The organism is Streptomyces sp. CA-111067, assembly GCF_050956065.1.
In the GTDB taxonomy this organism is placed as follows: Bacteria; Actinomycetota; Actinomycetes; order Streptomycetales; family Streptomycetaceae; genus Actinacidiphila.
The window spans coordinates 2,146,160-2,169,118 of sequence record NZ_CP192103.1; the positions used below are offsets into that span (position 1 = coordinate 2,146,160).

At 71.9% G+C, this 22,959-nt stretch carries 24 protein-coding genes; 12 read left to right on the plus strand and 12 right to left on the minus strand.

Annotated elements, in window-relative coordinates; translation table 11 throughout:
- Positions 1-394: 394 nt before the first annotated feature.
- From ACQPW6_RS09300 to ACQPW6_RS09315, 4 genes are all read left to right on the plus strand, one after another.
- Positions 395-1,567: a hypothetical protein gene (locus ACQPW6_RS09300; RefSeq protein ID WP_433889084.1), complete on the plus strand. Its 1,173-nt coding sequence runs from the start codon at positions 395-397 to the stop codon at positions 1,565-1,567.
- Positions 1,568-2,200: 633 nt separating this feature from the next.
- Positions 2,201-3,145: an ABC transporter ATP-binding protein gene (locus ACQPW6_RS09305; protein WP_433889085.1), complete on the plus strand. Its 945-nt coding sequence runs from the start codon at positions 2,201-2,203 to the stop codon at positions 3,143-3,145.
- Positions 3,142-3,912 carry an ABC transporter permease gene (locus tag ACQPW6_RS09310; protein ID WP_433889086.1) on the plus strand — a complete coding sequence of 257 codons (771 nt, stop codon included), beginning with the start codon at positions 3,142-3,144 and terminating at the stop codon, positions 3,910-3,912. The genes ACQPW6_RS09305 and ACQPW6_RS09310 overlap by 4 nt, the downstream gene beginning before the upstream one ends.
- Positions 3,913-3,965: 53 nt before the next feature.
- Positions 3,966-5,270, plus strand: a complete 1,305-nt coding sequence (locus tag ACQPW6_RS09315) for a sensor histidine kinase (protein WP_433889087.1) — start codon at positions 3,966-3,968, stop codon at positions 5,268-5,270.
- A gap of 129 nt (positions 5,271-5,399) precedes the next feature.
- On the opposite strand, the gene ACQPW6_RS09320 is transcribed toward ACQPW6_RS09315, so the two are convergent.
- Together ACQPW6_RS09320 and ACQPW6_RS09325 are read right to left on the minus strand one after the other, a co-directional pair.
- A complete protein-coding gene (locus ACQPW6_RS09320) occupies positions 5,400-6,170 on the minus strand; it encodes an alpha/beta fold hydrolase (protein ID WP_433889088.1) in 771 nt (256 codons plus the stop codon).
- An 83-nt stretch (positions 6,171-6,253) separates the two neighbouring features.
- Positions 6,254-7,261, minus strand: coding sequence for an AraC family transcriptional regulator (locus tag ACQPW6_RS09325; protein ID WP_433889089.1), 1,008 nt, complete (start codon positions 7,259-7,261; stop codon positions 6,254-6,256).
- Between the two features lie 199 nt (positions 7,262-7,460).
- On the opposite strand from ACQPW6_RS09325, the gene ACQPW6_RS09330 reads away from it, so the two are divergent.
- Entirely contained in the window at positions 7,461-8,543 is a 1,083-nt protein-coding gene (locus tag ACQPW6_RS09330) for an aldo/keto reductase (protein WP_433889090.1), read from the plus strand.
- On the opposite strand, the gene ACQPW6_RS09335 is transcribed toward ACQPW6_RS09330, so the two are convergent.
- The 8 genes from ACQPW6_RS09335 to ACQPW6_RS09370 all read right to left on the minus strand — a co-directional run bounded on the left by ACQPW6_RS09335 (position 8,537) and on the right by ACQPW6_RS09370 (position 15,276).
- Entirely contained in the window at positions 8,537-10,441 is a 1,905-nt protein-coding gene (locus ACQPW6_RS09335; RefSeq protein ID WP_433894476.1) for a tetratricopeptide repeat protein, read from the minus strand. The two genes, ACQPW6_RS09330 and ACQPW6_RS09335, sit on opposite strands and share 7 nt — an antisense overlap.
- A 534-nt stretch (positions 10,442-10,975) precedes the next feature.
- Positions 10,976-11,605, minus strand: a complete 630-nt coding sequence (locus ACQPW6_RS09340; RefSeq protein ID WP_433889091.1) for a DUF6879 family protein — start codon at positions 11,603-11,605, stop codon at positions 10,976-10,978.
- Complete coding sequence (locus ACQPW6_RS09345) at positions 11,598-11,867, minus strand: hypothetical protein (protein ID WP_433889092.1); 270 nt, start codon at positions 11,865-11,867, stop codon at positions 11,598-11,600. The genes ACQPW6_RS09340 and ACQPW6_RS09345 overlap by 8 nt, the downstream gene beginning before the upstream one ends.
- A gap of 155 nt (positions 11,868-12,022) precedes the next feature.
- Positions 12,023-12,892 carry a hypothetical protein gene (locus ACQPW6_RS09350; protein ID WP_433889093.1) on the minus strand — a complete coding sequence of 290 codons (870 nt, stop codon included), beginning with the start codon at positions 12,890-12,892 and terminating at the stop codon, positions 12,023-12,025.
- A gap of 63 nt (positions 12,893-12,955) precedes the next feature.
- Entirely contained in the window at positions 12,956-13,825 is an 870-nt protein-coding gene (locus ACQPW6_RS09355; RefSeq protein ID WP_433889094.1) for an endonuclease/exonuclease/phosphatase family protein, read from the minus strand.
- Positions 13,826-13,837: 12 nt separating this feature from the next.
- Positions 13,838-14,044 (minus strand): DUF397 domain-containing protein, encoded by a 207-nt coding sequence (locus ACQPW6_RS09360; RefSeq protein WP_433889095.1) that lies wholly within the window; start codon positions 14,042-14,044, stop codon positions 13,838-13,840.
- A 123-nt stretch (positions 14,045-14,167) separates the two neighbouring features.
- Positions 14,168-14,386, minus strand: coding sequence for a DUF397 domain-containing protein (locus tag ACQPW6_RS09365; protein WP_433889096.1), 219 nt, complete (start codon positions 14,384-14,386; stop codon positions 14,168-14,170).
- A gap of 5 nt (positions 14,387-14,391) precedes the next feature.
- Positions 14,392-15,276, minus strand: a complete 885-nt coding sequence (locus ACQPW6_RS09370) for a helix-turn-helix domain-containing protein (protein ID WP_433889097.1) — start codon at positions 15,274-15,276, stop codon at positions 14,392-14,394.
- Positions 15,277-15,522: 246 nt separating this feature from the next.
- Here ACQPW6_RS09370 and ACQPW6_RS09375 point away from each other — a divergent pair, with 246 nt between their 5' ends.
- From ACQPW6_RS09375 to ACQPW6_RS09390, 4 genes are all read left to right on the plus strand, one after another.
- Complete coding sequence (locus ACQPW6_RS09375) at positions 15,523-16,014, plus strand: ATP-binding protein (protein WP_433889098.1); 492 nt, start codon at positions 15,523-15,525, stop codon at positions 16,012-16,014.
- Positions 16,011-16,619 (plus strand): hypothetical protein, encoded by a 609-nt coding sequence (locus ACQPW6_RS09380; protein ID WP_433889099.1) that lies wholly within the window; start codon positions 16,011-16,013, stop codon positions 16,617-16,619. The genes ACQPW6_RS09375 and ACQPW6_RS09380 overlap by 4 nt, the downstream gene beginning before the upstream one ends.
- A 55-nt stretch (positions 16,620-16,674) precedes the next feature.
- On the plus strand, positions 16,675-17,154 hold the full coding sequence (locus ACQPW6_RS09385) for an RDD family protein (RefSeq protein ID WP_433889100.1): 480 nt from the start codon (positions 16,675-16,677) through the stop codon (positions 17,152-17,154).
- Positions 17,155-17,227: 73 nt separating this feature from the next.
- On the plus strand, positions 17,228-17,845 hold the full coding sequence (locus ACQPW6_RS09390; RefSeq protein ID WP_433889101.1) for a response regulator: 618 nt from the start codon (positions 17,228-17,230) through the stop codon (positions 17,843-17,845).
- A 109-nt stretch (positions 17,846-17,954) separates the two neighbouring features.
- Here ACQPW6_RS09390 and ACQPW6_RS09395 read toward each other — a convergent pair whose 3' ends face one another.
- Positions 17,955-19,400, minus strand: a complete 1,446-nt coding sequence (locus ACQPW6_RS09395) for an MFS transporter (protein ID WP_433889102.1) — start codon at positions 19,398-19,400, stop codon at positions 17,955-17,957.
- A 106-nt stretch (positions 19,401-19,506) separates the two neighbouring features.
- Between ACQPW6_RS09395 and ACQPW6_RS09400 the strand changes: the two genes are divergently transcribed.
- The 3 genes from ACQPW6_RS09400 to ACQPW6_RS09410 all read left to right on the plus strand — a co-directional run bounded on the left by ACQPW6_RS09400 (position 19,507) and on the right by ACQPW6_RS09410 (position 22,172).
- Positions 19,507-20,160 (plus strand): class I SAM-dependent methyltransferase, encoded by a 654-nt coding sequence (locus ACQPW6_RS09400; RefSeq protein ID WP_433889103.1) that lies wholly within the window; start codon positions 19,507-19,509, stop codon positions 20,158-20,160.
- Positions 20,161-20,170: 10 nt separating this feature from the next.
- Entirely contained in the window at positions 20,171-21,115 is a 945-nt protein-coding gene (locus ACQPW6_RS09405; protein ID WP_433889104.1) for an N-acetylmuramoyl-L-alanine amidase, read from the plus strand.
- A 175-nt stretch (positions 21,116-21,290) separates the two neighbouring features.
- Entirely contained in the window at positions 21,291-22,172 is an 882-nt protein-coding gene (locus tag ACQPW6_RS09410; protein WP_433889105.1) for a hypothetical protein, read from the plus strand.
- Between the two features lie 95 nt (positions 22,173-22,267).
- Here the strand turns inward: ACQPW6_RS09410 and ACQPW6_RS09415 are convergent, their stop codons facing one another.
- Entirely contained in the window at positions 22,268-22,828 is a 561-nt protein-coding gene (locus ACQPW6_RS09415) for a hypothetical protein (protein WP_433889106.1), read from the minus strand.
- Positions 22,829-22,959: the final 131 nt, after the last annotated feature.

Genomic DNA, 22,959 nt, shown 5'->3' on the forward strand with positions numbered 1-22,959 from the left:
CGGGCCCGCTGTGGCTTGTCGCGCAGTTCCCCGCGCCCCTACGGGGCCCGGGCAGCGCCAGCTTTTAAGGGGCGCGGGGAACTGCGCTGCCAGCCACGACGAACCCGCAGACGACGACGGCGAGCCGGGGCCGGGCCCCAAAGGGGCGCGGGGAACTGCGCGACCAGCCTGGGGGCACCCCCGGCCGAAGGTTGGGGGAGGGCCCGCACACGCCCGCGGCGGCCCCGGGGGCTCGGGGAGATCGGCGCCTGCAGGCGGCGGATTGGAGCATGGATGCTCCCCCACCACCTCCCGAACCCCGAAACCCACACCCTTACGTGTGAACCACCCCCTCTCACGTTGATCGCGTAGAAATACGAAAAGTACGGTCCTGTCCCGGAGGTGGACTTCTCATATGACCGTCAGTGCCATGGACATTCCGCCGACCGCTCGCGTCACGCGCCGGTCGGGCTTCACGATCACCGCGGACGGTTCGTACGCCGCCTGCCTCGCCGAAGTCGCCGCGCCCGGCGAGGACGGCGACGCGGACGGGGGCTGGTTCGCCGAGCGGTGGACGCTGTCGGGGCCGGAGCCGTACGCCGTGCCGTTGCCCGCGGAGCGGCCCGAGGATCCCGCCGCGCAGGTGGTGCCGCTGCCCGACGGCCGCGTGCTGATCAGCCGGCGGGCCGGCGAGGCCCACGAGCTGGCGCTCCTCTACCCGACCGGCCCGGACACCGGCGAGCTGCCGCTCGGCACCCTGACGGGCACGGCGGTCAAGCTGCTCCCGCCGTCGCCCCAGCCGGGTACGGCCTTCGCTCTGGTCTACGAGGACGGGAGCACGGCGGTGGTGCAGGTGCACGGCGTCCCGGACGGCGTCCCGCGCCCGGTCGTGACCGTGCCCGGCCGGTGCACCGGGGGCGTCTGGCTCGACCGCACCGGCGCGCTGCTCGCGCTCGACCGCGAACTGGACGGCAGGACCAAGGCCGTCGCCGTGGACCTGCGCACCGGGGAGACCAGCCCGCTGCTCCAGATCACCGAGGACAGCGACGACCGGCTGCTGCTCGCCGAACCCGACAGCGGTCTGCTGCTGCTGCGCAGCGACGCGACCGGGGAGGCCAGGCTCGGCTGGGGCGTGCTCGGCAGCCGGCGGCCGGTCCGGTTCCCCGACGCGCTGCGGGTGGACGGCGCGCTGCTCACGCCGGTGGCCGCGCAGCCCGGCCAGATCCTGATGCCGGAGGCGTCGGTGGTGGCGCTGCGCGCGGAGGTGCCGGGCGGGGCGGAGTCGCTCGCGCTGTGGCGCCCCGGGGAACGCCGGCTGTACTGGCGGGCGTCGCCGCACGGGTGGCTCGGGGCGACGGGGTTGTGGCTGCCCGGGGGCGAGTTGCGGCTGCCGTACGCGGCGCCGGAGTGGCCGTGCGGGCTGGCGGCGTACGATCCGCCGCCGGTCCTTCCCGAGCAGGGGGACGAGGATCAGGCGCGCTGGGCGACGCCACGGAGAGTGGGGGCCGCCGCGCGCCCCGCGGCCCGCCGGCGGTGGTCCGTACTGCCCCTGCAACAGGCCCCGTTGGCCGCGGCGAAGGCGGGGTGACCCCGTTGATCGGCACGCCGACGCCATCGGTATTATCACCCGACATCGCGCACGCGGGTACCCAGCGTGACCGCCGCCGGCCCGCGCGGGTGGCGCACGGAAGCACTCTGTTCGCGCGGTTCCGGCGGAAGCCGGTGAGGCAGGGTACGGGGAAGAGTACGACCAGGGGGAGCACGGAAATGCCCAGTACGACACAGGGGCCTGATCGGGGCGCGTCTGACGAGGCGCCCGGCCGCCACCGCGGCGAGGCGGCTGCGCCGGCAGAAGAGGAGTCCCAGCTCCCGCAGCCCCAGGGCCGGCACCGGGGGCCGTCCGGCGACTGACCCTTAACGCCCCCGGGGCCCGTCGTGACTCGTCGCGCAGTTCCCCGCGCCCCTGATGGGGCACGCGATGGGTCCCGGCCAGCTCCGGCTTTTAAGGGGCGCGGGAACTGCGCCACCAACCAGAGCGGACCCGCGGACGACGACGGCGATACGGGGCCGGGCCCTGAAGGGGCGCGGGGAACTGCGCCACCAGCCCACAGCGGACCCGCGCCTGACCGCGCCGGGGCCCCGGGGGCCGGGACATTTGTACCGGGGAACCGGGGATTTTCGCCTCTCAACGGGGCGAGGTGGCGCGCCTAGCGTCCTAGGTATGGGAAAAGACACCTCACCCGCCGTCCAACTCCGCCGCGTCCGCAAAGACTTCGGCCCCGTCCGCGCCCTCCGCGGAATCAATTGGGAGATCCGCCGGGGCGAATCCCTCGCCCTGCTCGGGCGGAACGGAGCCGGGAAGTCCACCGCCATCTCGCTGCTCCTCGGGCTCGATCAGCCGGATGCCGGGGAGGTCAGGCTGTTCGGGGGCGCGCCCGGCGCAGCCGTCAGAAGTGGGCGGGTGGGGGCGATGTTGCAGGCGGGGCAGCCGATTCCGCGGGCCACCGTGCGGGAGCTCGTCGGGTTCGTCGGGTCGACGTATCCGCGGCCCATGGCCACCGCCGAGGCCCTCGCGCTCGCCGGGATCACCGAACTCGCCGCCCGCCGGGTGGACCGGCTGTCCGGCGGCCAGGCCCAGCGGCTCCGCTTCGCCCTCGCCGTCGCCGGCAACCCCGAGCTGATCGTGCTGGACGAGCCGACCGCCGCCCTGGACGTCGAGGCCCGGCGCGCGTTCTGGCAGTCCATGCGCGCGTACGCCGCCCGCGGCAACACCGTGCTGTTCTCCACGCACTACCTGGAGGAAGCCGACGAGAACGCCGACCGCGTCCTGGTCATCGACCGGGGCCGTACCGTCGCCGACGGCACCGGCGAGTCGATCAAGCAGGCGGTCGGCGGCACGCTGGTGTCCTTCGACCTGGCCGGGGCCGGCACGCAGGGGCTGCGCGCGCTGCCCGGCGTCACCGCCGTCGAGGTGCGCGGCGATCGGGCCCTGCTGCGTACCGCCGACTCCGACGCCACCGTCCTCGCCCTCGCCGCCGCCGGCCGGATCCGCCGGCTCGAAGTGGCGCCCGCCAGCCTGGAGGACGCGTTCCTCTCGCTGACCGCCGACGCTCCCGCCGAACCGACCGGCCACCGCGCCGCAACGCTTGAGGAGTCCGTACGATGACCGCCCCCGTCGCCCCCGTCCCGTACCTGCGCCCGCTGCTCGACTACGCGCGGCTGGAGGTCCGCAGGACCCTGCGCGACCCGGGCTACGTCATCACCTCCGTGGCGATGCCGCTCGCGATGTACCTGCTCTTCACCAACCTCGGCGCGTCCGACACCGCCGCCGACAAGGCCGACTACGCCCGCTACTCGATGATCGGCATGGCCACGTACGGCGCGCTGAACGCGGCGCTGGGCATCGGCCCCGGGGTCGCGGACGACAAGGGGCGGGGCTGGCTGCGGCAGTTGCGGGTCACGCCGATGAGCCCGTTGCAGGTGGTGTTCGGCCGCGCGCTGACCGCCTCGGTGACCGTCCTGCCCGCGCTGGTGACCGTCCTGGCGGCGGGCGCGCTGGTCGACGGCGTACGGCTGGACGCCTGGCAGTGGCCGGCCGTCGGGGTGCTGCTGTGGCTCGGCACCGTACCGTTCACGCTGCTCGGCCTCGGCAACGGCTACGGGCTGACGCCGCGGACCACCGGTGTGGTGAGCATGGCGTCGATGATGACGCTGTCGGTGGTCGGCGGGCTGTGGTTCCCGGTCTCGCTCTTCCCCGGCTGGCTGGCCGCGATCTCCCGCTGGACGCCGACCCGGCGGTTCGGCGACCTCGGCTGGCGGGTGCTGGCCCACCGGGCGCCGGGGGTCGGGACGGTGACCGTGCTGGCCGGATGGCTGCTGATCTTCGCTGGTTACGCTGTGTTCGCGTACCGGCGGGGGGCGCGCACCGCGTGACCGCCGTACCGTACGAGGAGGTGCGTACCGGACGGGGACGGGGACGGGGAACGATGGCTGAGACGGGTGAGTCGGCTGAGACGGCTGCGACGAGCGCGGGGACAGAGCGTGGCGGAACGTTCCGCCGGATACTGACCACGGGACGCTGCGGCGCCCGCCGGAAGACCTTCGACGAGGAGATCGAGCACCTCAAGGGCCCCGACGGCAACGCGCTGATCCCGTGGGGCCTGATGGTGATCGGCCCGGCCACCGATGTGATCACCGGCCAGGTCGCGCTCCCGTGGCTGGCCGGCGGCGGGCTCGCGGTCTTCTGCGTGCTCTACGTGACCACCGTCCGCGCCGCGTTCAGCGCGCGCTGGAAGTCCGGCCGGGCCCCGTTGCGGCTGCTGCTCGCGCTCGTCTGCACCACCGCCGCGCTCGCCATCGGCTACGGCGGCAACTTCCTGCTGCTGTTCGTGCTGGTCTCGCTGTGCATCGGCAGCGTGGCGAGCAGCCGGCAGCAGCTCGGCACGATGCTGATGCCGACCAGCGCGGCGGCCGGGACCATCGCCGGCCTGCGGCACGAGGGGTTCTGGAGCACGGCGAGTCTGGCGTACGGGACATTCCTGTCCGGGCTGGTGGTCTCGGTGATCCTCACGCTCTTCTACGCGGTGACGCAGCTGAAGGAGACCCGGCAGGAGCTGGCGCGCAGCGCGGTCGCCGAGGAGCGGATGCGGTTCTCCCGCGACCTGCACGACCTGCTCGGGCACACGCTGTCGGTGATCGTCGTCAAGTCGGAGGCGGCGCGGCGGCTCGCGCCGCGCAACCTGGAGGCGGCGCTCACGCAGGTCGCCGACATCGAGGCGGTCGGGCGGCAGGCGCTCACCGAGATCCGCGAGGCGGTCACCGGCTACCGGGAGGGCAGCCTGTCCACGGAGCTGGACCGGGCGCGGTCCGCGCTGACGGCGTCCGACATCGAGGTCGTCGTCCAGGAGTCGGGGCCGCCGCTGCCGCCGCAGACGGAGGCGCTGCTCGGGTGGGTGGTGCGGGAGGGCGTCACGAACGTCGTCCGGCACAGCGGTGCTTCGAGCACGCGGATCGAGCTGCGGACGGGTGGGGGGTGCGCGGAGTTGACGATCACGGACAACGGGTGCGGGCCGTGCGTCCCGCCTTCGGCGGCGGGCGCGGGGACGGGCACGGGCGCGGGGAGGGGGACGGGCGCGGGGACGGGCACCGAGACTCTGGCCCGGACCGGGACCGGGCTGCGCGGGCTGACCGAACGGCTCGCGGCGGCCGGCGGGTCGCTGACCTCGGGCCCGGCACAGGGGGGCGGGTTCCGCGTGACGGCGACGCTTCCGGTGGAGGAGGAGGCCCGGTAGGCGGGCCGGCGCTCACCGGGGTCAACCGGCCGGGCGGGACGGCCTCTTGAGCGGCGGCCGGGCTCACCGGGCTCTGCTGGGCGGCCCGTTGGGCGGTGACCGGGGCAGCGGGCCGAGCGTCCGCCGGGGTCAACTCGCCGCTACCGGCGGGACGTTCTCGTGCAGGAAGCCGATCAGCAGGTCGTTGACCTCCGACGGCCGTTCCATGCTGGGCAGATGGCCGGCCCACGGCAGCTCGACGTGCCGGGCGTCCGGCAGCAGGCCGGGCAACTCCGCGGCGACCTCCCGGAAGTCCCTCATGTCGTGCCGCCCCGACACCGCCAGGCAGCGCGCCTCGACCCGCCCGAGGTCGACTTCGGCCCTGACGGGTTCGAACTCCTCGGCGGGCAGCTGCAGTTCGTACGCGAGCCGCTGCATCTCCCGTACCGAATCCCGTACTTTGGCGTCCCCTTCCGGGCCCACCCACGTGTCGACCATCAGCTGCGCGGCGGCGTCGAGGTCGCCGGCCTCCAGCAGTTCGTCCTCACGGCGGCCGATCGCCCGCAGCTCCTCGCTGGCCTGGTGCCCGGGGCGTCCGGCGCAGAGCAGCGCCAGCGCGTTGACCCGGTCCGGCCACCGCGCGGCGATCTCAAGGGCGATCTTGCCGCCGTACGAGGAAGCCACCAGGGCCGCCTGCTCGATGCCGAGCGCGTCGAGGAGTCCGAGTACGTCGTCGGCGTCGTTGTACGGGCGGTCCGCCGCGGGTGTCCGGCCGAAGCCCTGGAAGTCGCAGCGGATCAGCCGGTAGCCGGCGGCGGTCAGGGCCGACCACTGCGCGTCCCACATGCGGCGGTCGCAGACGGCGGAGTGCAGCAGGACGACGGCCGGGCCCGCACCGTCCACATCATGGGAAAGTGTCATCCGTCCGACCCTACGCAACGGTGCCGGGCCTCGCCTCGCAATATCGCCGTGGCCGGCCCCCCGTGGCTGTGGCGGTAACTGCGTCAGGGCAGGTGCTTGGCGTCCGGCGGCGGGGTGTCCGCGCGGAGCCGGGCGGCGTCCTGGCCGGGCGGGGCGCCGAACAGGCGGCGGTACTCGCGGCTGAACTGCGGCGGGCTGTCGTACCCGACGAGGTGACCGACACCGGCGACGTCGCCGGGCCGCGCCACCAGCAGCGTGCGGGCCTGCTGCAACCGGATGCGCTTCTGGAACTGGAGCGGGCTCATGGCCGTGATCGCCCGGAAGTGGCGGTGGAACGCGGACGGGCTCATGCCGGTCAGCCGCGCGAGGTCGGCGATCCGCAGCGGTTCCGCGTAGTGCTCGCGGATCCACCGGATCGCCCGGCTGACGTGCGACAGGCCGCTGTCGGCCAGGCCGATCTGCCGGATCACGCCGCCGTGCGGGCCGGTGAGCAGCCGCCACAGGATCTCCCGTTCGACCAGCGGGGCGAGGACGGGGGCGTCGGAGGGGTGGTCGAGCAGCCGGAGCAGGCGGGCGGCGGCGTCGAGCAGGTCGGGGCCGACGTCACCGGTCGCCATCGCGGGCGGTCCGGCGGCGGTTGCCGTACGGGCCCGGCGGCCGTCGGGAAGCTCCAGGAGGAGGGGGGCGATGGCGGCGGGGCGGAGCACCAGGCCCATGGCGAGGGAGGGGGCGGGGGGTCCGGGGCGCGGGCCGGGTCCGGCGCGCGGGTCGGGGCCGGGGCGCGGGCCGGGTCCGGCCTGAAGGTGTCCCGCGTCGGCTTCGACTTCTTCGGCGTCGAGGTAGTGGCCGGTGACCGGAAGCTCGGCGGTGACCAGCAGGCACTGGCCGGCCCGGTACTCGTACACCTGGTCGCCGAGCAGCAGGCGTTTGCCGCCCTGGGCCATGACGACGAACAGCGGGTCGGTCAGCGCGTACTCCGGCGGCCCGTTCGTGGCGACCTTCGACACCAGCAGGCCGGGGATCGGCGTCCCCATGTCCGGCCGGGCGTGGGTCGCGATGAGGCGGCGGATCTCGTCGAGGGTGGCGGGCACACCCTCAGCGAAGCATCCCAGGCGCCGTGAGACAAGCCCGATCGGGGCAATGGTGAGCGGATCGTGCAAGAGGGCGGGCGGATCGGTCTACCGCCGGCGGGGCGGTCGCGCTTCGATGGAGGGGTGCCGTTCCGACCGTTCGGCAGCACTCGCGGGCCGGTCCCGCGGACCGCTCCGAACCCTCCAGAGGAGCCTGATCATGTCGCTCGACCAGTACGTCACCCTCGGCCGCTCCGGGCTGCGGGTCAGCCCGTTCGCTCTCGGCGCGATGACATTCGGGGAGGATCCCGGGGGCGCCGGATGCAGCGTCGAGGAGTCGGAGAAGATCCTCGACACGTACCTTGACCAGGGTGGGAACTTCATCGACACCGCGAACTTCTACACCAACACCCACTCCGAGCGGATCCTCGGCGACTTCTTCGCGGCTCGCCCGGGACGGCGCGATCACGTGGTGCTCGCGTCGAAGTTCTTCACCAACCTCTTCCCCGGCGACCCCAACGGCGGCGGCGCCGGCCGCTCGTCGATCATCGCCCAGCTGGACGCGACGCTGCGCCGGATGCGGACCGACCACCTCGACCTGTACTGGTTGCACAATTGGGACCGGAACACCCCGATCGAGGAGACCCTGCGCGCGCTGGACGACCTGGTCACGGCGGGCAAGATCCGCTACGTCGGCTTCTCCAACACCCCGGCCTGGCTCACCGCGCAGGCCCAGACGACGGCGCTGCTCAAGGGCTGGACCCCGCTGATCGCGCTCCAGGTCGAGTACTCGCTGCTGGCGCGCACGGTCGAGGGCGAACTCGCGCCGTTCGCCCGCGACCAGGGCATGGCGCTGGTGCCGTGGAGCCCGCTGAAGAACGGCTTCCTGTCCGGCAAGTACCGGCGCGGCACCGAGATCACCGACTCGGCCCGCACGGCGTACGTCGGCGGTCCGAGCGAGGAGGACTACCGGGTGATCGACGCGGTGGCGGCGATCGCCGACGAGCTGGGAACGACGTCGGCGGCGGTCGCCCTGGCGTGGCTGCGGGCCCGCGAGGGCACGGTGATCCCCATCCTCGGCGCCCGCCGCGTGGACCACCTCCACGCGAACCTCGCCGCCCTGGACGTCCCCCTCACCCCCGCCCACCTCCACACCCTGGACGAGGTCTCCGCCCCGACCCTCGACTACCCCGCCCCGCTGCACGGCCCCCTGCGCGCGATGCTCCAGTTCGCCGGCACGACGGTGGACGGCGAGCCCTCCGAGGTCTACCCGCCACTGCTGGCGAGCGACGTCCGCTACTGACCGCCGCCGGCCGCCCGCCGTTCGATACGTTCCCGGGTGCGCGCGGCGCGCGGGTCGTCGTAGGGCTCCAGCAGCCGCAGCGCGTGCGCCCAGTGCGGGCGGGCCGCGGCCGGGTCGTCGACGGACAGGGCGGCGCCCAGGCATTCGAGCTCCAGCGCCTGGTTCCAGGCGTCCGCCAACTCCTCGTGCACGGCGGCTGCTTGACGGTGGAAGGACACCGCTTCGTCGGCCCGGTCGAGCCGCTGGTACGTCTCCCCCACTCCGCGCCAGGCCAGCGCCTCCCTGCTGCGGTCCGCCAGCCGGCGGTGCAGGGTCGCGGAGCGCTGGTAGGAGGTGAGGGCGTCGGCGAAGTGGGTGGCGGATTGCTGGGCGTTGGCGAGGGTGAGGAGCCAGTAGCCTTCCAGGCGGTGGCCGCGGAGACCCAGTGCGATGTCGAGTGCCTCCTGCGCCGAGCGGAGCGCCTCCTCGATCTGCCCTTGCTCGCGGCGCAGTTCGGCGCACAGCCGCAGGATGTTGCCCACACCGCGTTCGTTGCCCAGCGCACGGTGGGCGGCAAGCGCCTCTTCGACGGTGGCGTCGGCTTCCGCCAGCCGGCCGGCGTTGAAGTGGGTGGTGGCGAGGTTGGACAGGGTCGTGGCCGCCAGGTAGGCGTTGCCCTCCTCACGGAACACGGCCATCGCCTGCTCGAAGTGCCTTGTGGCGACGGTGAGTTCCCGTCTGTTCAGATGGACGAGACCGATGAGGTTGAGCGAGTCGGCCGCTCCGAGCCGGTCGCCTGAGGCACGGCAGACCTCCAGGGCCTGCTGGTGGCACCTCAGGCTCTCGTCAAGGCGGTTGACCGCCCGGCACGCCATGCCGAGGCTGGTGAGCAGCCGGACCTGTGCGGCCGGATCATCCGACCGCTCGGCGGCCGCAAGGCCGATCCGCCCCAGCTCGAGCCAGTCGGCGACTGAGGATGTCGGCGCCAGGGCGTGCCACAGAGCCTCGGTCAACTGCCAGGTGAGCTGGTCGAAACCGGCTGAGACGGCGGCTCTGACCATGGGCAGAAGGTTGATGTGCTCGCGCTCCGACCAGTCCACGGCGGCGTTGTAGTCGGCGAAGACCGGGGTTGGCGGAGCTCCGGGCTCGGGCTCACCGAGCGGCACCCGGAGCTCGGTCGGCTTGATCCAGCCCTGGGCGGCGTCGGCGGCGCGCAGGTACCAGTCGAGCACCCGGCGCAGCGCCGCCTTCCGTTCCTCCGCCGGCTCCTCCAACTGCGCCTGGTCCACGGCGTAGGCGCGCAGCAGGTCGTGGAACTGGTAGCGGTCCGGAGCGATCTGCTCCACCAGGTGGGCGCCGACCAGGTCGTCAAGGAGCTGCCGGGCCCGGTTGGTGGTGAGCTGGGCGAGTGCGGCTGCCGCCTGGAGGCCGAACTCCGGCCCGGGGTGCAGCCCGAGCAGCCGGAAGAGCCGGGCGGCCGGCTGCGACAGCGCGCGGTAGGACCAGGCGAAGACCGTACGGACGGCGTCGTCCTCCTCGTGGTCGCCGGTGCTCAGCGCGTCCCAGAGCGCGGACTCGTCACGGAGATCGGCGATCAGATCGTCAAGCCGCATGTGGGGGTGGCTGGCGGCGCGTTCCGCGGCGATCCGCAGCGCGAGCGGCAACCGGGCGCACAGCCGGGCCAGTTCGGCGAGCTTGGCCGGGTCGTCGTCCGGGCGGTAGCCGCTGGTGACGGCACGCAGCAGGGCGATGGCCTCCGCCTCGGGCAGGGTGCCGAGGGTGAGCCGGCGGGCCCCGTCGCGCACGGCGAGGCCGGACAGCCGGCTGCGGCTGGTGACCACGACCAGGCTGTTGCCGCCCCCGGGCAGCAGCGGGCGGACCTGGCCGACGGTGGCCGCGTTGTCGAGCAGGAGCAGCATGCGGCGGTCCGCGAGCTGCGACCGGTAGAGCGCGGCGGCGGCATCGACGTCATCGGGCACTTCGCGGGCGGGCACGCCGAGGGCGGGCAGGAAGCGGTGCAGTGCCTCCCGGGCGGTGACGGGGGCGCCCGGGTCGTAGCCGCGCAAGTTCACGTAGAGCTGGCCGTCGGGGAAGCGGTCCTTGATCTGGTGTGCCCAGTGCAGCACCAGCGAGGTCTTTCCCGCGCCCGCGGTGCCGGCCACCACGTAGACGGAGATGACGAGTTGATCGCCGTCGGCGCCCGGGAGGACCGCGTTCAGCTCGCTCAGCTGGTCGGTGCGGTTGACGAAGGACCTTATGTCGGCCGGCAGTTGGCGCGGCGTCGGGCGCGCCGGGTCGGCCCGGCCGGGCTCGGGGCCGCGGTGGAAGTGGATGTCCCCGCTGACGTTTCCGGCCTGGACGACATCGCGCGACGACCCCGAGAGGTCGTTGCGGCTGTCGCCCCTGTCGTTGCCGGCCGGTGGGCTCGGGTTGCCGGCTGGATCGCTGATCGCCTACTCCGGTGCGATCGTCGGAGGCGGCAGGGTGGCCACCACGCGGTCGAAGTAGGAGGCCAGATCCTCTCCGGCGGCGTACAGCTGTGTGATGTAGGCCAGCCAACCGCTGACGACGTCGGAGCCGGCGTAGCGAATCGCGGCATACGACGCGCCATCGGCGCCGTACAGGACCTGGAAGAGGGTATGGCCGTCCAGCAGCGTCACCTCAGGCAGCAGGCCATCGGTCTCGGCCGCCGCGATCACGGACGCGGGCAGGACGCGGATCTGCTCGCCGTACTCCGCACGCAGTCTGAGGGTGTGCAACTCCCATTGCAGATAGGGCGACAACGGCTCTTCGACGACGCGTAAGCGGTGGAAGACGTTGCCGCGGCGCTCGTCGTCCTGGCCGACGGCACGTACCTTGTCGCGGCCCGCTTCCAGAAGGCGGAGGGCTTCCTGCCAGTCGCCTCGCGCCAACGCGTCCCGGCTTGCGTTGCCGTGCTCCAGGAAGTGCTGCCGCCGTTCGAGCTTCCACGAGTGGCCGTTGCGGATCTTCGCGTCGACCGCCCAGAACTCGCGCTTGTACGCCTCGTGGGTGAGCCGTTCCCCCGACTCCGTCGGGAGCGCGGGGACGCGGAGGTCAAGCATCGGGGATGTCCGCCTTTGCCGCGCTGAGCATGTCGCCGGGGATGACGACCAGCCGCTCGTCGGCACGGAGCGTGACGCCTTCCGGCAGGTGGGCGTCGTAGTGCGCGGTGAGGTCGCGGCCGATCACCGCGATGTCGCCGTTGTCGAGCTGCCAGATGTCCGGGCAGTCATCCCTGTCCCCGGTGTGGTTCAGCTCTTTCGCCGACTTCCCCAACCGCCGCTCGAATAACGCCGACGGATCGGCCTCCCAGACACGTGTCATTCGCCTGCCCCCCACTCGTCCCGACGACTACGCTACGTGACGTCGATAGTACGCGTAGTGCCGCGTGGCGGCAAAGGTCTCCGCCCCGCGCCGGGGGCTTTCAGCCAGAGGCCCGGCGTAGGGCGGATGCAGCGAGGGGGATGCCGGGTCGGCGACTACTCCTCGTCGCGGAGGACGTCCTCAAGGCGGTCGGCGGCGAGGGCGCGGTCGAACCAGAGGTCCAGGATGCCCAGGTCCGTGCAGCGCATGATGCGCGCGCGAGGGATGTTGCCGACCTCGATGCTCCGGAACTCGAGAATGCGCAGAATGTCCCGCGCCTTGCCTTCCGCGCGGCCCTCGTCGCGGAGTTTTTCGGCGGTTTCGGAGCGGAAGAAGGACGTCGGGATGGCCATCAGGTTCCTCCAGGTCTTTGCTGCGGGGCTCTTGCCCAGACCGAGTTCGGTGAGTTCCTTGAAAAGGTCGGCGGTGTCCTCGTCGGCGGTCTTCAAGGCGGTAGCCAGCGCCCTGAGAATCATATCCGCTTCGGGTTGCTTACAGTGAGTCATCGCGGAGAACGCGGCCATGGGGATGTCGTCGGCTGCGGCCGCCGGGTCGGTGATGGCGGGGACGTTGTGGGGGCCCAGGACCAGGGGGCGGACGGTCAAGGTCTGCCAGTACGGCTCGCCCAGGTGGTAGGGGCGTGCGGCCCATCGGGCGGTGGAGTCGTCCTGGCAGACGACCAGGAGCAGCGGGGGCTTGGCGTACTTCGCGTGCAGGTACGCCATGTAGTACGCCCAACTGCCGTGCTTGTCCGCGTCCTTCTTGCCCTGCGCCTCGATCGCCAGCAGAAAGCTCTCGCCGTCCGCCATATCGAACCTGAACAACGAGTCCAGCCGGCGTTCCAGCGGCTGGATCTCGGTGACGTCGCCGGACAGCAGAACCGTCGAGACGGGATGGGGGATGGCGGGGATCGTGGAGTTGGTGATGTTGAGGCGGGCGAAGGTGCGGGTGAAGATGCCGGGGTCTTCGCGGAAAATCTGATGCATCGCCTCATGTGGTGAACTGACCATAGGCACAGAACGTAGGCGATCAACTACGTGCAGAAACGGTCAGTCGGTCGCAGATTCACTCGTTAGAGGTCGTTTGGCGACATCGGGCACCGGGAGGGACAGGTCGGCGAGGACTGCTGCGTGGTCGGAGGGCCAGACGTTGGCTACCGGCTTGTCGGCGGCGCGGCGGATGGACTGGACGTGGCCCAGGCCGGCCGGGCCCGGTGGGGCTACGTGGATGTAGTCCGCGCGCATCGTGGGCGCGAAGTGGTGGGCCGCGTAGGGGTTTGCCGCGTCCCAGGTCGCTGAGGGTTGGGAGGGGGCCGCGTACTCCCAGGCGTCGAAGAGGGTCAGGCCCGGGACCGGCGGGGCCGTTTTGTAGCCGCCAAGGAGGCGGATCTCGTCGGAGTCCGGCCACGCGTTGAAATCACCCGTCACCACCGCCGGGAACGCCGTGCCCTCCCGGTGGGCGGCGACGAAACGTGCCAACTCCCTTACCTGCGCGCAGCGCAGCGCCGACGCGGTCAGCGCGGACGACAAGTGGGTCGTGAAGAACGGCACTTGGTGTCCGGGGGCGTCGAGACGGGCGTACAGGGCGAGACGGCCGTCGTCCGGGCCCCCGTCCGCCGTGGGGAGTTGGGCCACCGCCTGGTCCACGATGGGCCACCGGCTCAGGATCGCGTTGCCGACGTCGTACGCCGGTTCGCCGGTCCTGCGCCGCCACCCCTCCGGCGCGCGGGACGGCGCCCACGCGCAGTGCATCCCCAGGTCGTCCGCCAGCCACCCCGCCAGGTTCTCGCCCCGCCCGGCCCACACCTCCTGGAGCCCGACGACGTCCGGCCGCACCTCCCGCAGCACCGCCCGTATCGCCTCGCGCCGCTCCTCCCACGGCCCGAACCGCCACCACACGTTCCACGTCAGCACGCGCACGGTCCGCTCCGCTCAGGCTGTGGGGAATTCGCCCCGGCGGGCGGCCGACGCGAAGGCGCGCCACGCTTCTGGCGGGAAGGTCAGGGCCGGGCCCTGGGGGTCCTTGGAATCGCGGACGGCCATCGAATCGTCGGTGAGGCGCGCAGCCTCGATGCAGTTGCCACCCTGATCGTTGCTGTAGCTCGACGTGAACCATTCCGCGCCGCTGAGATCGTGCATCGTCAACGCTCCCTTGTCGTCCGGGTGTTGGGACGAGTCTGCGCGGGCGCGGGGGCGGTCGCCAGAGCGCCTCGGCCCCGCCGGCCCGGGTGGGGCGGCGGGGCCGAGAGGTCGGAACGGGGGTCAGGCCGTGGGGAACTCGCCCTCGCGGGTGGCTGCGGCGAACGCGGTCCAGGCGTCCGCCGGGAAGATCAGGGCGGGGCCCTGCGGGTCCTTCGAGTCACGCACGGCCATCGAACCGTCCGCAAGGCGGGCACCCTCGACGCACTCGCCGCCTTGGTTGTCGCTGTAGCTGGATTTGAACCAGTCGGCGCCGCTGAGAGTGTCTGCCCTGGTGGTCATCTGTATCAATGCTCCTTGATCGCTTCCTTGATCATGCTCAGGGACTCCTGCGGGCCCAGAGCAATGGCTTGCAGTTCGGAGAAGGCGTCCGAGTAGCGCTCAACATCCTTGGTGCTGCGCTTGACCACCGCGTCCGCCAGGTTCTCCATGTAGACCATGGGCTTCAGTCCGAGCCGGTCAGGAAACTGGAGGACGACGAAGGACCCGCCCATTCCGGGGTGTGCTCCGGCGCGGAACGGCACGACCTGCACTCGGACGTTAAGGCGGCTCTCCATCACCTCAATGATGTGAGCGAGTTGGTCGCGCATGACCGACGACTCTCCTACGTGACGGCGTAGCACCGACTCGTTGATGATCGCTGTGAACTTTAGCGGCGACTCCGGACGGATGAGCACTTCCTGCCGCGTCGCCCGGATTGCCGCCATGCGCTCGACGTCCTCCGTTCGCAGTTCTGCGTCTGCCCACTGGTAGATCGCGTGGACGTACGCCTCGGTCTGCAACAAACCGGGGACGAACTCGGCCTGGTAGGTCTGGACCGTCGCGGCCGTGGCCTCCAGGTCCAGGTACGCCTTGAAACCCGGCCGGATCGCCGGGCGGTACTCCGGCGTCAGCCACCAGTCTTTGCGGGTCTTCGTGACGCCCGCGTACCCCTGGAGGCGATTGCGCGTCTCCGCGTCGGCGCCGTAGATCTCGCAGAGCGCCATCACGTCGGCGGTCTCCACGGAGGAGTTCTCGCCGGTTTCGAGCCGGGTCAGCTTCGACGGGCTCCAGATCAGCACCTTCACCACCTGGGCGCCCTTCAGCCCGGCGGCCAGGCGCAGTTGGCGCAGCTCGCTCCCTAACTGGAGGCGGCAGAGAGCGGGGGTTGCCGCCTCTACGTCCGTGATCATCTGCTTCTCCTCCGCGCAGTGTTCCAGTGTGTCGGTGAAGGTTCCGCACGTGCAAGGAACCTTCTGCGTTACAGCGAGAGCTGCTGACAAAGGGCGTGAACACACCGATAAAGCGCGGGACTTCACGCCGGAATTTGACGAGCAGAATTCCACTGAGGCTCTGCCACCGTACCGCCAAAAGTGCCACGCTTGAAGCCGGTTCCTCACCCACCGCATCAGCCCTCTCTCTGAGAGTGAGTAAAAGGCATGCCTCAGACACCCACCCGGCCCGCGCGGCCGACGACCCCGTTGCGGCTCTGGCCCGCGACCCCGCACAGCGTTCACACCGCGCGGCACGCGCTCGTCGCCGAGTTGGCGGGGTGGGGGCTGGGCGAACTCGCCGACGCGGGCGGGCTCGTGCTGTCGGAGCTGTTCACCAACGCCGTGCAGCACGGCGCGGGGGCGCCGGGGCGGCAGGTCGGGACCCGGTTCCTGCGGGCGGACGACCGCACGGTGCGGATCGAAGTACACGACGGAGGGCGGGAGTTGCTGACGCGGCGCCGTCCGCGCGGCGCCGGTGGGGGCGGGCTCTGGGACGAACGCGGGCGCGGGCTCGGGCTGGTGGAGGCGGTGACCGGCGGGCGGTGGGGGGTCGCCGCGCGGGACGGGCTCGGCGGCGGCGTCGGCACGTGCGTGTGGGCCGAGCTCGGCACGGGCGTGCGGATCGAAGACGGAACATCGGAAAGGGAGTTCAGGTGAGCGGGGAAGTGATCGGGCGGCCCGACGTCGTGCCGTACATCGCCAAGTGGAGCGGCGAGAAGACCGGGCCGGGGAAGATCGTGCAGCGGAAGAAGCGGGAGGGGATCGCGTACGAGAAGGAGCGGTCGTTCGACCGGGACGAGCACGGCGTCCTGTGGACCCGGGCGCCCTCCGAACCGGGCAAGGGGCGGGCCGAGTTCGGGAAGGTGCACAGCCTGCGGCAGCGGGTGGCCATGGGCGCGCTGCTCTGCCAGGTCTGCGGCAACCGGGCCGACCGCAACGAGGACGGGGTGCTGTGGCTGATCGACGCGCACCCCGACGATCCGATCCTGCGGGCCGGCGTGCCCGAGCGGACCACGCACCCGCCGGTGTGCGAGCCGTGCGCGGAGATGTCGCTGCGGGCGTGTCCGCACTTGCGGAAGGAGTGCGTGGTGCTGCGGGTGCGGGAGTTCGAGGTGTACGGGGTGAACGGGGCGCTCTACCGTCCCGGGGTGCCGGTTCCGGTGCCCCGGCGGGCGGCGGAGTTGGCGTTGGGGGATTTTCGGATGCCTTGGATGTTGGGGAGTCAGGTGGTCCTCGCGCTCACCGCTTTCAGCGTGGTGTGACCGGGGGTTCCGGGAACCGGAGTCGCCAGGGCCGCAGTCTGATTTACTCACCGGCGTGAGTGACACCCCACCCGTTCCTGTCGAGGGAACTCCGCTGCCCGCCTACCCGTACGGCGCCGCCGCCGATGCCCAGGGCAGCCCCGCAGGCATGCCACCGCTTGCCAACTGGGGCTGGCGCGCGTTGTCGGGGCTGATCGACGCCGTGATCATCTTTGTGCCGAACACGGTCGTCTACAGGACCATGCATCCGTACGCGGCCGCCATGACCGAGATGCTGATCGCGCTGGCCATCACCGTCGTCTACGCCTGGATGGAGGGCCGCACCGGCCAGACGCCCGGCAAAATGGTCGTGGGCACCCGGACCCTGCGGCAGGCCGACGGCGGTCTGCTGGGCTTCGGTCGGGCACTGGGCCGCAGGCTGCTGCACATTCTGGACCTGGTGCCGTGCTATCTCGGATTGCTCTGGCCGGCCTGGGACGCGAAGAGGCAGACGTTCGCTGACAAGCTCGTGTCTTCCGTCGTCATCAAGCCCTGAACCCGTCGGCGGCACCGGACCGTTCCGGGACCGGTCCGCGCCGGGGGTGCGCGGGCACCTTTACGCTGGGGTGATGACGGGGAAGAGCACGCGGGTTCTGCTTGCTGAGGACCAGGGGATGATGCGGGGGGCGCTCGCGCTGCTGCTTGACCTTGAGGACGACATCGAGGTCGTCGCGCAGGTGGGTGCCGGGGACCGGATCGTCGAAGAAGCGCTCGCCGCGCGGCCGGACGTCGCTCTGCTCGACATCGAACTGCCCGGGCGCAGCGGGCTGGACGCGGCGGCGGAGCTGCGGAAGCTGTTGCCGACGTGTCAGGTGCTCATCCTCACTACGTTCGGGAGGCCCGGGTACCTGCGGCGGGCGATGGAGGCCGGGGCGGCGGGGTTTCTCGTCAAGGACGGGCCCGTGGAGGAGCTGGCGGAGGCGATTCGGCGGGTGTTGCGGGGGGAACGGGTGATTGATCCCGCTCTCGCGGCGGCGGCTCTCAGTGCGGGGGCGAGTCCGTTGACGCCTCGGGAGCGGGATGTTCTCAACGCTGCGGCGGATGGGGCGACGGTGGCGGACATCGCGGCGAAGGTTTTCCTGTCGGAGTCAACGGTGCGGAATTATTTGTCGGCGGCTATTGGGAAGACGGGGACGCGGAACCGCATCGAGGCGGTGCGCGCTGCGCGCAGGCAGGGGTGGTTGTAGCTCGGCCCGCACGGACAGGTGCGGCACGTCGTGGCTTGTCGCGCCCACGCGGCGGAGCCGCACAACGACAACAGCCCCGCGCCCCTGAAAAGCCTGGGCCGGCCGGGGGCTAGACCTCGCGCGGCGTTGGCTTTGGGAGCAAGGCGATCAGGCAGGTGCCCACTGTCAGGATTGCCGCTCCTACCAGGAAGGCTCGGGCGTAGCCGGAGGCCAGGGCCGCGTCGTGGGTCATTCCGCCGGCCTTTGCCGCCGTCACGCGGCTGGCTGCCGCTGTGGCCAGGATCGTCAGGCCGAGGGCTCCGCCCAGTTGGCGGGAGGTGTTGAGGAGGCCGGAGACGAGGCCCTGTTCGCCGGGGGCCGCGCCCGTTGTGGCGGCGGCGGCGATCGGGGTCATCAGGAGGCCCGCGCCGAGCATGGTCAGGATGCCGGGGCCGAGGATCGTGCCGAGGAACGTGCCGTTCGCGTCCAGGGTGCTCTGCCAGGCCAGGCCGGCCGCTGACATCAGGCCGCCGGTCGCGCCGACCAGGCGGGGGTCGAAGTAGCTCATCAGGCGCGGGGCCAGTTTGGAGCCGATGATGATGCAGATCGTGTGCGGGAGGAAGGACAGGCCCGCGCGGACCGGCGTGTAGTGGAGCACGTTCTGCATGTAGAGGGACAGGAAGTACCAGGTCGCGAACGTGGCGGCGCCGCAGGCGAGGAGCACCGTGTTGGCCGCCGACACCGAGCGGATGCGGAACAGCCGCAGCGGCATCAGCGGGCGCGCGGTGCGCGCCTCCACCAGCAGGAACAGACCGATCAGCACCGCCCCGCCGATCAGCGACAGGCCGGACACCGCCGACGTCCAGCCGTGCGTCTCGCTCTCCGCGATGCCGTACGCGAGGGCGGCGACACCACCGGTGACCAGCACCGCACCGGGTATGTCGAGCCTGCGGTCGGCGGCGCCGCGGCTCTCGGTGAGCCACAGGGCGGCGCCGACGATCACCAGCAGGCCGATCGGCACGTTCACCAGCAGCACCCAGCGCCACGACAGGTAGTCGGTGAGCACGCCGCCGACCAGGCCGCCCGCCGCGCCGCCGCCCGCGCCGACGGCGGTCCAGGTGCCGATCGCGCGGGTGCGCAGCGGGCCCTCCGGGAACGACGTGGTGAGGATCGCGAGCGTGGTCGGCGCGAGGATGGCCGAGCCCAGGCCCTGTACGGTACGGGCGCCGATCAGCATCCCGCCGCTCTGGGCGAGGCCGCCGGCGAGGCTGGCGATGGTGAACAGCGCCAGGCCGGTCATGAACGTCCGCTTGCGGCCGAAGAGGTCCGCGGCCCGGCCGCCGAGCAGCAGGAAGCCGGCGAACGTGAGGGCGTAGGCGTTGATCACCCACTGCTGCCCGGTGTCGCTGAGCGAGAGCGCGGTGTGCATCGACGGCAGCGCCACGTTCACCACGGACACGTCGAGGACGACGAGGAACTGCCCGGCACAGACCGCCAGCAGCACCGCCCAAGCGGGGGGCGCCGGGCGCCCCAGACCTTCACCGGTGGGCTTCCGCTGTCCCAGGAGTTCACTCATACGTTCATCCTGACGCGTGCGGTGTCACGGAAGCATCGGGATTTCGGCCTACGTCTCCCTACATCCCCGGCGCCGGTCCCCCGGTGCCCGCTCGTAGGGTGTGGACATGACGGACGTGGTCGCGGCCTTCCAGGCCGCCAAGGGGTTCATGCCGCTCGACGAGGGCCTGGCGCTGCACGCCGCCGCCAAGGACGCGGCGACGCTCGGGCTGCCCCTGCTGGAGATCGGCACGTACTGCGGCCGGTCCACGATCCTGCTGGCCGACGCGGCCGCGAGCGCGGGCACGGTCGTGGTGACCGTCGACCACCACCGGGGCAGCGAGGAGCAGCAGCGGGGCTGGGAGTACCACGACACCGACCTGGAGGCGGACACCGACACGGGTCTGATGGACACCCTGCCGGAGTTCCGCCGCACCCTGCGCGCCGCCGGGCTGGAGGAGCACGTGATCGCCATCGTCGGACGGTCCCCGCAGGTGGCGGCGCTGTGGCGGCAGCCGCTCGGGCTGGTATTCGTCGACGGCGGCCACACCGACGCGCACGCGACCGCCGACTACGAGGGCTGGGCGCCGCTGGTGGCCGAGAACGGGCTGCTGGTGATCCACGACGTCTTCGCCGACCCGGCGGACGGCGGCCAGGCCCCGTACCGCATCTATCGGCGCGCGCTCGACTCCGGCTGCTTCACCGAATTGCCGGCGACGGGCTCGCTGCACATCCTGCGCCGGGGCCCGGCCGCTTTCCCTCGGCCGGGGGCAGCCGGATAGAGTCCTTGACGTGTTCAGGAACGAGTCAGGCGGGGGCGCTCGGAGCGGTCTGCTGGTTGTCGGGGTGGTCGCGGCTGCCGCGGCGCTCCTCGCGGGCTGCGCGGGCGACGGTGCCGGCTCCGGAGACGACGCGGGGAAGGACGCGGCCGCGCAGGCCGGGCTCACCCCGGAAGCGACGTCCAGCCCGTCCACGGCGGACGGAAAGCCGGTGGACGGGAAGCCGGCCGACGGGAAGGGCGCCGACCCGCTCGCGACCGTCACCAGGTCCGCCGCCAAGCCGCTGGCCGGCAAGGTCGTCGTCCTCGATCCCGGCCACAACATCGGCAACGCCGCGCACACCGCCGAGATCAACCGGCTGGTGGACGTCGGCAACGCCCACAAGGAGTGCGACACCACCGGGACCGAGACCAACGCCGGCTACCCAGAGGCGAAGTACACCCTTGACATGTCGCACCGGGTGCGTGACCTGCTGGTCGCCCGCGGTGCGACGGTGAAGCTGACGTACGACGGCGACCGCCCGTACGGCCCGTGTGTGGACGAGCGCGCCAGGATCGGCAACGAGGCGCACGCCGACGCGGCACTGTCGATCCACGCGGACGGCGCTCCGGCGGCCGATCGCGGCTTCCACGTCATCGCGCCCAAGTCGATGCACGTAGGCAAGGCCGACACCCGCAAGATCGCCGGACCGTCGTACACCCTGGCCACGACGCTGCGCGCGCACTTCAAGGCGGCCACCGGCGAGCCGTTCGCCGACTACCTCGGCGGCGGAAAGGGGATGACCGTCCGGGACGACCTGGGCGGGCTCAACCTCTCCCTCGTCTCGAAGGTCTTCATCGAGTGCGGGAACATGCGCAACGCGCAGGATGCCGAGGAGTTGACGGACCCGGCGTGGCGGCAGCACGCTGCCCTGGGGATCGCCGACGGCCTGACCGCCTTCCTGGAAGGGAAGAGGTGACAGGGCTGTAGCAGTCACGTATGAATCGTGCACCAATGATTCCATCGGGCTGCCCGCCGAAGATCACACCCGTACGATGGGGCACCGTTTCCGTACCCCCGGCGGATTTCCCCCAGCGACCGAACCGAACCACTGAACCACCGATTCACCAAACTGGTAAAGGACAGGACCTGACGTGAACATCCGCTCCCTGACCCGAGGAGACGGCGCGGTGATCGGTGCAGCGGTGCTGCTGCTGATCGCTTCGTTCATGCCCTTCTTCTCCCTCAAGACCGTGGGCGGCGACAAGTCGGCCAGCTCATGGAGCCCGGCTCTGTTCCCGCTGCTGCCGACGGTGACGCTCGCCGCGCTGGTCTCCGCAGGGCTCTTCGTCTTCGCCCGCTCGCAGCCGGCCGGCCGGCTGCTGGTCGGCCTCACCCTCGAGCAGTGGGCCACCGCGCTCGGTGTCTTCGTGGGCTGGGCCGCGCTGTGGTCCACCTTCTCGACCATCGCGCCGTCCTCGCTCGGCAGCGGCGCCAACGACGGCATCAGCAAGGGTGTCGGCGCGTGGCTGACGCTGCTGTTCGGCCTGGCGTTCGCCGCCGCCGCGGTGCTCTCCAACCGGCTGCCCGCGCTCAAGGCGCCGCTGATGGGCGCGCCGAGCCAGCCGCAGCAGTACGGCGTCGGCCCCGGCGCGCAGGGCCTCGGCGGCGCGCAGCCGTACGCGGCCGGTCCGCCGCAGGCCGGTTACGGCTACCCCGGTGGGGCGCAGTCGGTCGACCCGGCGTACGGGCAGCCGCAGCCGGCCCAGCAGCAGCAGCCGTACGGTGTCCAGGCGCAGGCGCCGCAGCAGGCCGCCGCTCCGGCGCAGTCCGGTGGGGACTTCACCGCCTTCTGGTTCGCGGTGCCGGTGCCGCGGCCGCTGTACTCGGAGGACGGGTCCGGCGGGCAGATCGCCGAACTGGCCCCGGGTACCTGGTACCTGGCCGTCGACCAGCGCGGGCCCGCGCTGATCGCGCAGACGCAGGACGGGCGGCGCGGGCTGCTCCAGGACAGCAGCGGGATTCAGCGCGGCTGATCAACTCCGCACGCGCGGACGGCCGGTGCCTCCTTCGGGGGGCGCCGGCCGTTCGGCGTACCGGGACGGGTCTTGGGGGCTTTCGCTTGGCGCGGTCAGCCGCCGATGGAGGAGAGGGACGGGACCTTCTCCGTGACGTCGGCGCCGGCGCTCTTGCCCGCGTCCTTGACCTGGTTGATCACGTCGTCGAAGCTGCCGGCCGCCGAACCGTCGCCCTTGCGGAGCTTGCTCGGCAGGTCCTTGAGGGTGGCGATGCTCGCGGTCACCGGGGCCATGTACTTGCTGAGCGTCGGATCGCCCTTGGCGTTGTCCGAGGCGGCCTTGAGGCGGTTGTAGGCGAAGGTGCCCGCGAGGCCGGCCTTGATGAGGGTGAACGTGCGCCCGTCGGCGCCCTTCTTGAACTTGCCCGCGCGGTACGGCTTCACGATCCACTGGTACGCGGCGCCGGCGGCGGCACCCGCGTTGGCGACGAAGCGGGTCTTGGCGAGCTTCTGCTGCTGCGCGGTGCTCGTCGCGCTCGCGGTGGCGGTGGAGCCGGACGAGTCGTCGTCCGAGTTGCCACAGGCCGGCAGGGTGAGGAGCGCGGCGGCGAGCAGCACGGCGAGGAGGGCGCGGCGCAGGGGGATGCGGCGCGGTCGGGTGCCGGTCGTCTGCACGGGGACCTCCGGTGGCGTGCGAGGGTGACGGGGCGGGTGGACGCCTCTCGGCAGCATCACCCGGCGGGCTGAGCCCCGCGACCCGGCTTACGCCATCCGGACTGCCCGGGGTGGTTTCGAACACCCCATCG